Below are 13,139 nucleotides of genomic sequence, written 5' to 3' on the forward strand. Positions count from 1 at the left end.
GCAGGTGCATCAGAAACGGACGTCCGCGCTGAGCAGGAAGGTACGCGGGGCGCCCGGGGTGTAACGGTAGCCGCTCTTGTTGATGCTGGCCACGTACTGCTTGTCGAACAGGTTGTAGCCGTTCAAGCGCAGCGACACGTTCTCGTTGATCGCCCAGGACACCACCGCGTCATAGACCACATACGACTTGGTGAACGCAGGCGTGCCGACGGCACCGTCGGTACCGCGGTGCATGCCGGCGGCATAGCGGACGCCGCCGCCCACGGTAATGCCATGCGGCAGCACGTAGCTGGTCCAGCCGGTGAACGTATCGTCCGGGGTATAGACCAGGTTGTTCGTGCCATCGGCGGCCACCTTGGCACCATCCTTCACATCGGTGTTCAAGTGGCTGTAGCCTGCGCTGATCGACCAGTTCTCGGACACGCGGCCCACGGCAGACAGCTCAACACCCTTCACCCGCTTGCTGCCGGTCTGCGTCGGGTTGCCAGCGTCGTCCAACACGGTGGTGTTGATTTCGTTTTCCACATCGGTCTGGAACAGCGCCAGGTTCACGGCCAGCGCATCTTCCATGAAGGCCCACTTGCTGCCCACCTCGAAGGTCTTGGCCTTCTGCGGATCCAGCTTCGGGTTGTCGGCGCTGCTGGCCGAGCTGCTCAGCTGGAAGTTGGCACCGCCCGGAGGCTGCTGCGAAATGGCGTAGTTGGCGTAGACGCTGACCGTGTCACCGACCTTGTACAGCGCACCCAGCTTCCAGTTCAGCAGCGTATCGGAGGCTTCCAGCGTGGGATTGCGCAGTACGGTGCCGGTGGGGTTGCTGCCACACACCGGGCCGCCACGGCCGCCACACACCGAGGCGCTGGCGTACTCGGTCCTGTAATGATCGGCACGTACGCCTGCGGTCAGCAGGAAGCTCTCGCCAAACGACAACGTATCGAACACGTAGGCCGAGGACGTGGTGGTCTTGCCGTGCGCGTCGGCACCGTTGTGTGCCCAGCTCAGGCCAGCCACGTTCCAATCGGGGTTGTACAGGTTCGCGGCAGGCCAGCTGCTGCCACCGGTGGCGGCCTGGCCGTAGCTGTCCAGTTCTTCCCGGGTGAACTCCAGTCCGGCACTGAGGGCGTGGCCCACCGCACCGGTGTTGAAGTCGGCGCGCAGGTTCAGCTGGTCGGTCAGGATGGTGTTGCGCTGGTCCTTGAAGGTCGGCAGGCTGCGCGCGATCGCGTAGGTCGAAAGATCCGCTGCGTTGGTATAGGTGATGTTGCCGGTCGGACGGCCGTTGGCGCCGCGCACGCCGGTGCCCATGAAGGCGGTGAGCAGGTAGTCCTGTTCGGTACGGCCCCAGCGGGCGGTGTTGGTCAGGCGCACGTTGTCGTTGAAGTCGTGCTCGAAGCGGAACGTGGCCATCTTCGCGGTGACGTCGTCGTGGTCGGCGCGGGTGCCGTAGAAGTTTTCCGGGTCCACCGGATGGCCGGCCAGCGCTTCCAGCGTCGGCTGTGGCGTCCAGCCGGGCAGGCCCAGGGTCGGCACGCCGCCATCGGGCACGTTGTCCTGCTTCACATAGAGCAGGTTGAGGTAATAGCGGGTTGCGGTGCCCAGGCCGAAGGCCAGCGACGGCGCGATGCCCCAGCGCTTGTTCTGCACGTGGTCGCGGCCAGGCTGGTCGCTGTCCTGCCACATGCCATTGATGCGCAGCGCGCTGGTTGCGCCCAGCGACTGGTTCCAGTCGGCGGTGGCGCGGCGCTGCTGGTCGCTGCCGACGGACACGCTGGCCGAGGTCGCATCCTGCAGGTTGGCCTGCTTGCTGACCAGGTTGATCGCGCCGGTCGGCGCCGAGCGGCCGTTGTCGGTGCCGGCCGGGCCCTTGGTCACTTCCACCTGTTCGATGTTGAAGACATCGCGCGAGATCGAGCCTAGATCGCGCACACCGTCCACGAACAGGCTGTTGGAGGTGTCGAAGCCGCGCATGAACAGCGCATCGCCGGTGGTGGTGTTGCCGTTCTCACCGGCATAGAAAGTACCCACGCCCGGGCTGTTGCGCAGCGCTTCGGTGAGGGTGGTGGCGCCCTGCTGGTTGAACAGGTCGCTGGTGATGACCTGGATCGTCTGCGGCGTGTCCTGCAGGCGCTGGGTGAACTTCGGCGAGGCGACCTTGTCGGCTTTGTAGCCGCGGGTGGCGTGCACGTCGATCTTGTCCAGCGTACGGGCATTGTCGGTGGCGTCTGCCAGGGCCACGGCGGGCAGCGCGGCCAGGCCAAGGCCGGCGGCCAGGCTGGCGGTGGCCAGGGGCAGTGAACGAAGCGGGGAGGCGTGCTTGCGGCTCTTGATCGAGGTCATGGGATGGGCTTTGCCGGGGGCAGGAAGGCCCCGTCGACGCGGCGGTCGGCAGGGCGGTTGGCGCGGGGGGAATCCGGTACGGAAACGCGGGGGGCGGCGCCGGTGTCGGCGCAGCGGCTCAGCTCAGCAGGGCTGGCGGTGCGTGCGAGGGCGGCTGACGACGGCCCGCCAGGCGTACCGCTGCTGCGGCGCGCACAGACAGGCGCAGGGTCTGCGGGCCCGACAGCGGGACGAGCAGGCACAGGCGGTGCAGCAGGGGCGGGCTGTCGCCGTGGCTGCCTTCTGGGCCGGATTCGATGCGCGGGGCCAAGGGCTCGGGTGGTGGTGATTCGCCGGCACGCCCGCTGGCGTGTTCATCCAGCGCCGCTGCAGACGGGGACAGGGTTGCATCCCCGGATACACGGCGGCCTTCCTGCAGCGCCGACCACCCCAGCCACAGCGCCAGCAGCGCGGCCACGAGCAGCGGCCACCCCTGACGGGCGAGCAGGCACAACGCGGCGATGGGTGCGGGCGAAGCCACGGTGCGGTCCGTTACAAACCGTTACGAATCAGGCGCGCAGGATAACACCAACGATAATGATTCGCATCTGCGCACTTGGCAGGGGCGGCTGGGCGGCGCGCAGGGGTGCTGGGAGGGCGCACAAAGGGCGCGGGTGGCCAATCTGCAGTAGATCCACCCCATGGGTGGATGAAGGTCGGTGTGGACGGGGCGGGGGCGCGGCCACGCCCCCGCTCGGATCACTCGCGGTCGTCGCGGGTCCAGATGGCGTCGTGTTCGCGCTTCACCGGGAACTTGGGCGCCGGCGAATAGGCCGGGGCACACAGGGCGCGGCCATCACGCACATCGAAGCGCGCGCCGTGCAGCACGCACTCGATGCTGCCTTCGGCGGTGTTGAACTCGCCCGAGGACAGCTCGAATTCCTCGTGCGTGCACTGGTCTTCCAGCGCATACAGCTCGCCGTCGAGGTTGAACACCACGATGGGCGTGCCGGTCACTTCATCGAACACGCTCTTCATTTCGCCCGGCAGCAGCTCGGCGCCGGCGCAGACGAAGGTCCAGGCCTCGCTCATGCCGATGCCCCGGCCAGCGGCTTTTCCAGGATTTCAAAGCGCAGGTCGTCGCGCTTGGGGATGCCGAAGCGCTCGTCGCCATAGGGGAACGGCTTCTTGATGCCGGTGCGCTGGTAGCCGCGGCGCTCGTAGAAGGCGATCAGTTCGTCGCGCACGTCGATCACCGTCATCTGCATGACCGGCACGTTCCACTCGCGCGCGGCATGGGCTTCGGCCGCATCCATCAGCTGCTTGCCGACGCCACCGCCCTGCTGGGCCGGGTCGACCGAGAACATGCCGAAGTAGCCCTTGCCGTCGACATCGGCAACGTGGGCGCAGGCGACCAGTCGGCCGTCGCGTTCAGCCAGCAGGATGGTCGAGCGCGGGCGGTCCAGGTCGCCCTGGATGCCCTCGGCATCGATGCGGGCGCCGTCCAGCAGGTCGGCCTCGGTGGTCCAGCCGGCGCGGCTGGCGTCGCCGCGGTAGGCCGAGGTGACCAGGGTGATCAGGGCAGGGATGTCGGCCGACGTGGCGGCACGGAAAGTCAGGGTGCTCATAGGCGCATTTTAGGCGGGCTGGGGGCGAGCGGGGAGGCCATGGATTCGACTGGCTTTGCTTGGTGTGTCGTATATGCCACGAGTACATTCATACTGACGCACTTGGCTCGCCGGTGGCGATTACAGATGCCAGCGGCAATGTCATCGAGCGCACGGTGTACGAGCCCTATGGGGCCGTGGTCAATCGGCCGCTGAAGGATGGGCCGGGATACACGGGGCATGTGACGGACTCGGGGACCGGGCTGAGTTACATGCAGCAGCGGTACTATGATCCGGCTATTGGCGCCTTTATAAGCGCTGATCCAGTCGAGGCCAACGGCCACACTTCATCCAACTTTAATCGTTACAAGTATGCACTTGGAAATCCGTACGGTCATGTAGACCCCGACGGTCGATGCGAAAGCGTGTCCACGTGCCAGATGATGAGAGATGATCTGGCTGTGATTAACGGCGAAATGGGGCTTGACGAGCGCGGATCTCGTCAGGAGGCAAGAGCGGCCGGGGCTGCGGCAGGCGTGGCTATCTTATCCGCCAGTCGCATTCCCGCAGCGACCGCAGCGGCAGTTGGAGGCGCAAAAAACGCCTTCATCAATGTCTCAAGTCGCGTCGCGGCCCTAACGCGTCCTCAGCAGCAAGCAATCAGAAAGATAAATAATATAGTTGATAACAACGCAAAGCCGCACGATTTTGAAGGGGTCGCCAAGAACCTTCGAGGGATTGAGACGGGCTTTGATCATGTGACCGAAATGCAAAATTCACTGAAAGGGCTGAGCTCCGCGGCGAAGAGTCTGAGGGGTAGTTTGAGCAATCCGAGTCTATCTAGGGGGCAGCGTGCTAGGATTCAAAGGGCGCTTGACAGGGCTGATGAGAATATTGGGAAAATGTAGGAGACTCTAGGTGGTGGAAGATAAATTGCTGCTCGAAAGACTTTATAGGATCTCGGGTATTCTTACGGCTGAGCCTGATTCCTCGAGCTATGCGTTGGTATCTAGGGCATTATTTCATTGCGATCAGGATGTTCGAGAGAGGGCTATATTCATAGGCGGATTGCGCTGGGCGGATCCGCTAATTCTTTCTTGCTTTATCGGCGCGATTACAGTGGGGCTGGAGTCTGTCGATGATAATCGGAGGCTTATGGTGGAGTCGCTAGTATCAGCGACCTTGCGAGGGAAGCTTGATGCAATTTCCATAGGTAGTTGGCTCAGGACGGTTATTGGTTCGAGTGATGTGAATTCCCTCCAAGCCAAGGCGGCCTATATTGGATTTTTGCGGATTAAGGGGGAGATTTCAACAGCTGAATTTGCCAGCCTAGACTATGATGATGTTGTCGTTGATTCATCTGTTTTATCCTGAGCTAAATTTTTGTCTAGTTCGAGGTTTGTATGGCCGGATCTGCGGGTGTTGTTAGATATTTTCTAGTTCTGGTGGTTCGGGCCACGGGGTTCAGGTCGTGCGCATGTGCGCCGTCGATCAGGAAGGACACCACGGCGGCCTTTTCCGGCGCTTCGCCGAGGATGCGCAGGCCATCGACCTTGCGCAGCTCTTGGTGAAGTGCGCCAGCAGCTCGGCCTCACGCGCTTCCACGTGCTCCAGGCCCAGGCCCTGCAGGTAATCCACGGCCACGCCCAGGCCGATGAAGCCGGCGATGTTCGGGGTGCCGGCTTCGAACTTGTGCGGGGCATCGTTGAACACGGTGCCGTCGAAGCTGACTTCCTTGATCATCTCGCCACCGCCGAGGAACGGCGGCATGGCGTCGAGGTGCTCGCGGCGGGCCCACAGCACGCCGGTGCCGGTCGGGCCGCACATCTTGTGGCCGGTGAGGGCGTAGAAGTCGCAGCCGATCGCAGCCACGTCGACCTTGCGGTGCGGCACGGCCTGCGAACCATCGACCACGGTGATGATGCCGCGCATGCGCGCTTCACGGCAGATCTCGCGCACCGGGATGATCGTGTCCAGCGTGTTGGAGATGTGAGCCACGGCCAGCAGCTTGACCTCGGGGTCATCGGCCGGCGCAGCGTAGATGGGGACCGGGCGAAAGTTGCTATAGCATAGGGGCGTGGATCCAGGGAGGATCTTCATATGAGTAGGAGAGCGCGCGACGCGCTGATTCTCGCGGGGAAATCAGATGCCTGGCCATCAGGCATGCCGGGCCGTCGCCCCTGTTTTGGCCTGGTGTTTCTCGTGCTTGGAGTGGGGCTGCAGGGTTGCACGTGGTTCTCGGACCCGGTGATTGTCGTGAGAAATGTCGGGGCTGCCGAGATCCATGATGTCGCGTTGGAGGTCGGGGGCGGGGTGATTGCGGTCGAATCAATCTCCGCGGGGAAGAAGATACGGGCCAGTCCTGAAGTCACCATGGATTCCTCTCTGCGCATCACCTACGTTGAGAACGGTGGGAAGGTGGCTTGCGACGGGGATGTGTATTTCACGAACAACCTTTATGTGAAGGTCGAGGCAGACGTGGGGGGCGGCGTTTGTCGCATCAGGGAAGTTGGGGGCACTTCATCCAATCGGGATGAGGGTCAGGCGGATATCGCGGGGGCCTGCAAGCTTCGTGGCAACCAGGCAGGAGCTGAAACGTGCATGACCACGATGTCTGCGCTGTTGTCGCAGCCGGGGCGGTTCGATGGTCGCCTCGTCTCTTTCTACGCCAGGGTGGATCAGATCAACGGCGCCATGTTGTTCTTCCCATCGCCCGATGCCTTGGAAGCACGAGATTCATTCAGCTCATTGGTGGCGTACCCGCAATCGAGTCCGGCTGCCTTTCAGAAGCATTCTTCAGTTGGGGATGGCGGGCAACTCATGCGGGTTACCGGCAGATTTCACTGGAATCGCGATGGTGCTGTTCGTCCGCAGATTGATCCGTTGGATGTGGATCGAATGGGGCTGATGGAAGGCGTTGACCTGGGGCCCTAGGCGGACGAGCCTTGTTGCCCAGCGGCACGCCTGTGCAATGCCGCTGCGTCCTGCTGCGGCGTTCCCGGAAAATGACGCCACTGCAGGTACGTGGAACCTGGGAGGATCTTGAGGGCATGACCATGCGATTCGATGCCGTTGTCTCCGTTCGCTTTCTGTCGAGCGTCGAGGGTGGGAGGCAGGGTGACATCGTGGGGCAGGTATACGCCTGCCCGCTGTTCGTGGCGGGCCGTGCATTTGAGTGCCGCCTGCTGTTGCAGGAGGGACGAGCCGTGCTTGGGGAGAGTTACGAACTTCCCGTTGCGTTCCTGTGCCCGGAGGAGGCGCTTGCCACGGTGAACGTGGGCGCGGATGTCTCGCTGTGGGAGGGAAAGACGATTGCGCGCGGCCGGGTTCTGCACGTGATGGGGTCAGAGCCCTTTCGCGGTGCGAAAGGGATCTGACCCCAGCTGGATTCAGGCCAGTGCGGCCATCGCCTCGGCCTCGGATTTCAGCCCGTTGAGGAAGAACCGGCGCAGCATGGCGTCGGGCATCGCCCGCAGCGCCAGGTTGCGCAGGTGGAACGACCAGGCCTTGGCCGGCACGAAGGCCGGGGCCAGGCGGCGGCTGCGCTGCTGCAGGCGCAGGACCGTCGGCCGCAGGCGCTGGTCATGCCGTTCCAACGCGGCGGCGATGGCTTCGGCCTGCGGCAGGTCCGCCACCCGCTGCAGTTCCTGCGCGAGCACGCTGGCCGAGGCCAGGGCCATGCCGGCGCCCTGGCCGGAGATCAGCGACAGGCTGTGCGCGGCATCGCCCATCAGCAGCACGCGTCCGTTGTGCCAGCGCGGCAGGGTGACCAGGGCAAGATCGTCGATGACCACCGGGCTGTCGCTGGCCGCGTGCTGCAGGCCGTAGCGCACGAAGCGGTTGCTGCGTGCGGTGACCTGCTGCAGCAGTGGCACGCGCGCCGGGCTGGCCACCTCACCGCAGTCCGCGCTGCGCCACACATGCAGCGCGGCCAGCCGGCCGTGGCCGAGTGCGTAGTACTCGCTCTGCAGCGCCGGCTCGGGGTAGGAGACGAACTGCTCGGCCAGCTGTTGTGGATCGTCGATTTCGTAGGACGCATAGCGGTAGCCCAGTGGCTGCAGCGCCTGGGCATCGGCGGCAAACAGCTGCTGGCGCAGCCACGAATGCACGCCATCGGCGGCCAGCAGCAGATCGGCGTGCAGCACGCTGCCATCGTCCAGGGTGGCCTGCACGGCATGCGCATCCTGGGCGACGGCGGTGATGCGCTGGCCGAAGCGCATCTCGACCGTGTCGGCCACGCGCTGGTACAGGGTGCGCACCAGATCGCCGCGGCCCAGGGTGATCCACTGCATGTCGCGCAGCAGGGTGCGGTAATCCATGCGCAGGATCTCGCGGTCGTTGCGGTCGCGGTACACGTGCAGGCCCATGTCGGGGAAGGCGACGGCCTGCAGCGCATCGACCAGGTCCATCTGCCGCGCGGTGGCCAGGCCGGGGCCGGACAGCCCCAGCATGTGGCCGCCATCGCGCAGGCCGGGTGCCTGTTCGATCACGGTGCAGCGCCAGCCGATGCGCTGCAGCCACCAGGCGGCGGCCAGGCCGGCGATACCGGCGCCGCTGATCAGCGCGTGTGGGGTGTGCGGGGCCATGCTCAGAACTCCACGCCGAAGGTCATGCCGACGGTGCGGCCCAGCGCCGGCTGCGCGTAATAGCCCAGCGGCCCGCCGTTGAAGGCGTAGGTGCGGTAGTGGCGATCGCCCAGGTTGTGCGCGTACACCGCCACTTCCCAGCCTGCGCGCGGCTGCCAGGCCAGGCTGGCATCGACCACGCTGTAGGCCGACTGGTGCAGCAGGTTGGCGGTATCGAAATAGTGGCTGCCCATGTGGCGCACGGCCAGGCGCGGGCGCCACTGGCCGATGCTGCTGTCCAGCGCGCCTTCCAGCGCGAGGTCACCGCTGAACGACGGTGCGAACGGCACATCGTTGCCCTGGCAGTCACCGCAGCCGATCGGGTTGGCGTAGCGGCGGAAGGTGGCGTCGTTCAACTGCACTGCCGCGCTGAGCCGCCACTGCGGCACGAACTGCCATTGCACATCCGCATCCAGGCCGCGCGAGCGGGTATCGCCGACGTTGGCGAGGTGGCCGTAGCCGACCTCGTTGGTGCTGTACAGCTGTGCATCACGCAGGTCGATCTGGTACACCGCCACACTGCCGCTCACGGTGCCGGCCTGCACGCGCGCGCCCAGTTCCAGGCTGGTGGATCGCTCGCGGCCATAGGCTTCCGCGTCGGCCAGGCTGGTCGGTGCCAGGTTGAAGCCACCGGGCTTGTAGCCCTGCGACACGCGTGCATACAGGCGCCAGGCATCGCTGGCCTGGAAGCCGAGGGCCACGCGGCCGAGCACATGGTCACCTTCGGTGCGCGCGCTGCCGGCAAAGGGCAGCGGCTGCAGCGCGCTGAAGTCGAGGGCGTAGCCGTTGAACTGCGTGCGCGCACGGTCACGCGAGGCGCGCAGGCCGCCGGACAGGTCCCAGCGCGATGTCATGTGCCAGGTCACATCGGCGTAGGCGGCCTGGCCGACGCTGTGGTTGTCCGAATGCGATTGCACGGCGTCGACGCCGTACATCGGCAGGAAATTGCGGTAGTCGCGTGCCTGCGTGCTGTCCTGCCGGTAGAGCCCGAACACGCCGTCCCATGCGCGGTTGGCGCCCTGCGAGGCCAGCCGTAGTTCCTGCGTGTTCTGCCGCCATTGCTCGGGCTGCACCGAGAAATACGGGCCGGAGGCGAACGAACGCTCGATGTCGATGGTCTGCCAGCCGCCGGTCGCGCTCAGCTGCCACTGGCCGATATCCATGCGCAGGCCGAGCGAACTGCTGTTGCCGCAGCGGCGCTGGTGGAAACCGGCGTACTCGGCCGGCGTACCCGGCGAGAGGAAGATGTCACCCGCACCCGGATCATCGGAGGGCACGTAGGCATCCTGGCTGCTGGTGCTGCAATCGCGCGCGAAGGTGGCATCGGCCGACCACGCTGCGCCCGATGGGGCCAGGTGCAGGCGAAGCTTGCCGGCGTCGGTCTTCGTGCCGCCCTGGTGGTCCTGGCCGGTGACCGGATTGCGCAGGTCGCCCGGTGCATCGTTGTGCAGCAGGGCGACGTCGGCCTGCAGCAGATCGGCCTTCAATGGCGCATTGGCATCGACCTGCAGCAGTTCGCCGCCGCGGCTGGACACGCCCGCGCGCAGGCGCAGGTGCGCGGTGTCGTCGGCGGGAGCGCTGATGACGTTGATGATGCCGCCCTGCGCGCTCTTGCCGTACAGCGTGCCCTGCGGGCCCTTCAGCAGCTCCACGCGCTCGGCGCCGAGCAGGGCCTGGCTGGCGAACACCGGCAGCTGCGGAATGCCATCAACGTAGACGGTGAGGGCGGGGTTGTAGAAATCCTGCGCCGAGGTGATGCCGCGCACGCTGAAGATCGGGAACAGCAGCGAGCCGCTGGAGGACGCCTGCACGCCGGGCAGCAGGCGCGCCAGATCCAGCGTGTCGTGCACCTGCGCGGCCTGCAGCTGGCTGCGCTCAAGCACATGGACGCTGCCATCGACGCTGGCCAGCGACTGTTCGCGCTTGCTGGCGCTGACCACGACGCTGGGCAGGTCGGTGGCCGGTGCATCGAGGGGCGTGGATCCGGCCAGGGCGGTGCTGGACAGCGCCAGGCCGAGGGCCAGGGCAAGTGGCGCGCGGGTGGCATGGATTGTGGGCATGGGGGGAAGTCTCTAGGATGCAAATGGGAACTATTCCCAAACAAGCATTCTCCTGCTGTCGTTCGCGCGCCCCGATGCGCGGTTTCCGGAACAAATCACCATGTCCCTCGATCACGATCCCGCGCTTGCTGCTGTGCACGCCCATCCGCTGTCGCCGGTGGTGCAGCTGCCGGAGGACTGGTCGCGGCTGCTGCAGGTGCATGACGATCTGGGCGACATCACCCTGGCCTGCTGGCAGGGGCGGCCGCAGCGCGACCTGGAAGTCACCGCACAGGGCCCGGTGATGTTCTGCATCGGCATCTTCCTGGAGGGGCAGGCGTGGATGGCGCTCGATGGCGGCCCGCCGCTGCAGGCCGGGCCCGGTACCGCCGTGGTGCAGACCGCGCAGCGGCCGGTGTCCGGCAGCTTCGGCATGCGCGGCGGCAGTGCCATCCGCCTGGTCGATATCCGCTTTACCCTGGAAGGCCTGGAGCGTGCGGGTGGGCGACCATTGCTGGCCCTGCAGGGCGGCTTCCTGCAGGACTGCAGCGTGCCGGGCTCGGACAGCCTGATGGGCGGTTTCCCGGCGCCGCCGGAGCTGCTGCGGGTGGCCACCGATGTGCTGGGCTGCCGCTTCGAGGACGACGTGGTGCGTACGTTGTACCTGCGTGCGAAGGCGCTGGAGGCGCTGGCCATCGTGCTGGGCCAGCTGCAGGCCGCGGGCCAGGGGCCTGCACGCATAGCGGCGCGCGAGCGGCAGCGGGTACTGCAGGCGCGCGCCCTGCTGGATGCGCGCTTCGGCGAGGAGTGGCCGCTGGAGCGGCTGGCGCGCGAAGTGGGGCTCGGCGAGAAACGGTTGCAGGCGGGGTTCCGCGCGCTGGTGGGCACGTCGGTGCACGGCCACCTGCGCGAAGTGCGGCTGCAGGCCGCCGGCCGGATGCTGCACGGCGGCCACAGCGTTACCGACACCGCACTGGCGGTGGGTTTTTCCAGCCTGAGTCACTTCAGCAAGGCGTTCCGTACGCAGATGGGCTGCACGCCACGCGCGTGGCAGCGTGGCAGCGTGGGGAAGGCGCGGGGGCGGGGTCAGATCCCTTTCGCGACGCGAAAGGGCTCTGACCCCATCTACCTACCCAGCGCCAGGCAATAGCCCGACTGCGGCGCACGCGACACCGGCAGATGCTAGGGGTCAGATCCCTTTGCGCAGCAAAGGCTCTGACCCCCTTTGCTTCCGGAGACGCCAATGCCTCGCCCGCGTCGTATCGATGCACCTGGCTACCCGCAACACGTCGTCCAGCGTGGCAACAACCGGCAAGCAGTTTTCTTCAGTAGCGCTGATCCTGCGCTGTACCTGGGACTGCTTCGCGACTGTGCGATCGAACATCACTGCCGGATTCACGCCTATGTCCTGATGGGCAATCACGTGCATCTACTGGTGACACCGGATGCTCCCGCTGGCTTGTCACGGATGATGCAGGCGGTGAACCGTGCGTACGTTCGACGGGTGAACGTACGGCAGCAGCGCACGGGAACCCTGTGGGAAGGGCGCTTCCATTCCACGTTGGTGGATACGGATCGCTATCTGCTGGCCTGCCAGCGCTATATCGAGCTGAACCCGGTGCGGGCGGGGATGGTTGCGCATCCCGGGGACTATCGCTGGTCAAGCTATCGCGCGAATGCGAACGGAAGGGCGAATGCGCTGCTCGTGCCGCACTCGGCATTTGAGCTGATTGCCACTGATGTGAATGAGCGGCGCAGGCGCTATGGCGAGTTCATCGAGCAGGGCATTCCTGCGCAGGATCTCGCTTCGATACGGAAGGCGGTGCAGTCGCAGCGGCGGATCGCTGGGACGTTGATGGGGTCAGATCCCTTTCGCGGTGCGAAAGGGATCTGACCCCGGTCTGCGGGCTCAGCCCAGCAGCTTCCGTACCTTGGTCAGCGCAGCCATGAAGCGCTCGATCTCGGCGTGCGTGTTGTAGAACGCCAGCGAGGCACGGCAGGTGGCGGCGACGCCGTAATACTGCAGCAGCGGGTGTGCGCAGTGCTGGCCTGAACGCACGGCCACGCCTTCCAGGTCCAGCAGGGTGGCCAGGTCGTGCGCGTGCGCGCCGTCGATCAGGAAGGACACCACGGCGGCCTTTTCCGGTGCTTCGCCGAGGATGCGCAGGCCATCGACCTTGCGCAGCTCTTCGGTGAAGTGCGCCAGCAGCTCGGCCTCACGCGCTTCCACGTGCTCCAGGCCCAGGCCCTGCAGGTAATCCACGGCCACGCCCAGGCCGATGAAGCCGGCGATGTTCGGGGTGCCGGCTTCGAACTTGTGCGGGGCATCGTTGAACACGGTGCCGTCGAAGCTGACTTCCTTGATCATCTCGCCACCGCCGAGGAACGGCGGCATGGCGTCGAGGTGCTCGCGGCGTGCCCACAGCACGCCGGTGCCGGTCGGGCCGCACATCTTGTGGCCGGTGAGGGCGTAGAAGTCGCAGCCGATCGCAGCCACGTCGACCTTGCGGTGCGGCACGGCCTGCGAACCATCGACCACGGTGATGATGCCGCGC

Annotated in this window: 13 protein-coding genes and 1 pseudogene; 6 read left to right on the forward strand and 8 right to left on the reverse strand. The window is 65.8% G+C overall.

The window, feature by feature from the left end; translation table 11 throughout:
- Positions 1 to 9: 9 nt before the first annotated feature.
- The 4 genes from QMZ26_RS04870 to QMZ26_RS04885 form a co-directional block, all read right to left on the reverse strand.
- On the reverse strand, positions 10 to 2,334 hold the full coding sequence (locus tag QMZ26_RS04870) for a catecholate siderophore receptor Fiu (RefSeq protein ID WP_283220729.1): 2,325 nt from the start codon (positions 2,332 to 2,334) through the stop codon (positions 10 to 12).
- A gap of 118 nt (positions 2,335 to 2,452) precedes the next feature.
- Positions 2,453 to 2,854, reverse strand: coding sequence for a hypothetical protein (locus QMZ26_RS04875; protein ID WP_283220730.1), 402 nt, complete (start codon positions 2,852 to 2,854; stop codon positions 2,453 to 2,455).
- 218 nt (positions 2,855 to 3,072) lie between these two features.
- Positions 3,073 to 3,405, reverse strand: coding sequence for a non-heme iron oxygenase ferredoxin subunit (locus tag QMZ26_RS04880; protein ID WP_108760232.1), 333 nt, complete (start codon positions 3,403 to 3,405; stop codon positions 3,073 to 3,075).
- The gene (locus QMZ26_RS04885; RefSeq protein ID WP_283220731.1) at positions 3,402 to 3,941 is read right to left on the reverse strand and encodes a GNAT family N-acetyltransferase; all 540 of its coding nucleotides are present in this window, start codon (positions 3,939 to 3,941) and stop codon (positions 3,402 to 3,404) included. Before QMZ26_RS04885 ends, QMZ26_RS04880 begins: the two co-directional genes overlap by 4 nt.
- 113 nt (positions 3,942 to 4,054) lie before the next feature.
- Here QMZ26_RS04885 and QMZ26_RS21285 point away from each other — a divergent pair, with 113 nt between their 5' ends.
- Positions 4,055 to 4,828 carry an RHS repeat-associated core domain-containing protein gene (locus tag QMZ26_RS21285; RefSeq protein WP_345782657.1) on the forward strand — a complete coding sequence of 258 codons (774 nt, stop codon included), beginning with the start codon at positions 4,055 to 4,057 and terminating at the stop codon, positions 4,826 to 4,828.
- A gap of 13 nt (positions 4,829 to 4,841) precedes the next feature.
- Positions 4,842 to 5,294: a hypothetical protein gene (locus QMZ26_RS04900; RefSeq protein ID WP_283220732.1), complete on the forward strand. Its 453-nt coding sequence runs from the start codon at positions 4,842 to 4,844 to the stop codon at positions 5,292 to 5,294.
- Positions 5,295 to 5,385: 91 nt separating this feature from the next.
- On the opposite strand, the pseudogene QMZ26_RS04905 reads toward QMZ26_RS04900, so the two are convergent.
- A pseudogene (locus QMZ26_RS04905) lies at positions 5,386 to 5,939 on the reverse strand (aminotransferase class V-fold PLP-dependent enzyme); the annotation flags it as partial.
- A gap of 81 nt (positions 5,940 to 6,020) precedes the next feature.
- On the opposite strand from QMZ26_RS04905, the gene QMZ26_RS04910 reads away from it, so the two are divergent.
- Together QMZ26_RS04910 and QMZ26_RS04915 are read left to right on the forward strand one after the other, a co-directional pair.
- Complete coding sequence (locus tag QMZ26_RS04910) at positions 6,021 to 6,854, forward strand: hypothetical protein (protein WP_283220733.1); 834 nt, start codon at positions 6,021 to 6,023, stop codon at positions 6,852 to 6,854.
- 116 nt (positions 6,855 to 6,970) lie between these two features.
- Positions 6,971 to 7,297 carry a hypothetical protein gene (locus QMZ26_RS04915; RefSeq protein ID WP_283220734.1) on the forward strand — a complete coding sequence of 109 codons (327 nt, stop codon included), beginning with the start codon at positions 6,971 to 6,973 and terminating at the stop codon, positions 7,295 to 7,297.
- A 12-nt stretch (positions 7,298 to 7,309) separates the two neighbouring features.
- Here the strand turns inward: QMZ26_RS04915 and QMZ26_RS04920 are convergent, their stop codons facing one another.
- Entirely contained in the window at positions 7,310 to 8,506 is a 1,197-nt protein-coding gene (locus tag QMZ26_RS04920; RefSeq protein WP_283220735.1) for an FAD-dependent monooxygenase, read from the reverse strand.
- A 2-nt stretch (positions 8,507 to 8,508) separates the two neighbouring features.
- On the reverse strand, positions 8,509 to 10,605 hold the full coding sequence (locus tag QMZ26_RS04925; protein WP_283220736.1) for a TonB-dependent receptor: 2,097 nt from the start codon (positions 10,603 to 10,605) through the stop codon (positions 8,509 to 8,511).
- 100 nt (positions 10,606 to 10,705) lie between these two features.
- Between QMZ26_RS04925 and QMZ26_RS04930 the strand changes: the two genes are divergently transcribed.
- Positions 10,706 to 11,734 carry an AraC family transcriptional regulator gene (locus QMZ26_RS04930; RefSeq protein WP_283220737.1) on the forward strand — a complete coding sequence of 343 codons (1,029 nt, stop codon included), beginning with the start codon at positions 10,706 to 10,708 and terminating at the stop codon, positions 11,732 to 11,734.
- A 93-nt stretch (positions 11,735 to 11,827) separates the two neighbouring features.
- Positions 11,828 to 12,478, forward strand: a complete 651-nt coding sequence (locus QMZ26_RS04935) for a transposase (RefSeq protein ID WP_283220738.1) — start codon at positions 11,828 to 11,830, stop codon at positions 12,476 to 12,478.
- A gap of 15 nt (positions 12,479 to 12,493) precedes the next feature.
- Here the strand turns inward: QMZ26_RS04935 and QMZ26_RS04940 are convergent.
- On the reverse strand, positions 12,494 to 13,139 hold a 646-nt coding region (locus tag QMZ26_RS04940), incomplete at its 5' end, for an aminotransferase class V-fold PLP-dependent enzyme (RefSeq protein ID WP_283220739.1).

It is taken from the genome of Stenotrophomonas sp. PFBMAA-4 (assembly GCF_030053215.1).
Classification (GTDB): Bacteria; Pseudomonadota; Gammaproteobacteria; order Xanthomonadales; family Xanthomonadaceae; genus Stenotrophomonas.

Excerpts from the sequence above, each read along its gene's own strand:
- QMZ26_RS04870 (WP_283220729.1), bottom strand. The coding sequence starts at position 2,334 with ATGACCTCGATCAAGAGCCGCAAGCACGCCTCCCCGCTTCGTTCACTG.
- QMZ26_RS04880 (WP_108760232.1), bottom strand. The coding sequence starts at position 3,405 with ATGAGCGAGGCCTGGACCTTCGTCTGCGCCGGCGCCGAGCTGCTGCCG.
- QMZ26_RS04885 (WP_283220731.1), bottom strand. The coding sequence starts at position 3,941 with ATGAGCACCCTGACTTTCCGTGCCGCCACGTCGGCCGACATCCCTGCC.
- QMZ26_RS04910 (WP_283220733.1), top strand. The coding sequence starts at position 6,021 with ATGAGTAGGAGAGCGCGCGACGCGCTGATTCTCGCGGGGAAATCAGAT.
- QMZ26_RS04915 (WP_283220734.1), top strand. The coding sequence starts at position 6,971 with ATGACCATGCGATTCGATGCCGTTGTCTCCGTTCGCTTTCTGTCGAGC.
- QMZ26_RS04920 (WP_283220735.1), bottom strand. The coding sequence starts at position 8,506 with ATGGCCCCGCACACCCCACACGCGCTGATCAGCGGCGCCGGTATCGCC.
- QMZ26_RS04925 (WP_283220736.1), bottom strand. The coding sequence starts at position 10,605 with ATGCCCACAATCCATGCCACCCGCGCGCCACTTGCCCTGGCCCTCGGC.
- QMZ26_RS04930 (WP_283220737.1), top strand. The coding sequence starts at position 10,706 with ATGTCCCTCGATCACGATCCCGCGCTTGCTGCTGTGCACGCCCATCCG.
- QMZ26_RS04935 (WP_283220738.1), top strand. The coding sequence starts at position 11,828 with ATGCCTCGCCCGCGTCGTATCGATGCACCTGGCTACCCGCAACACGTC.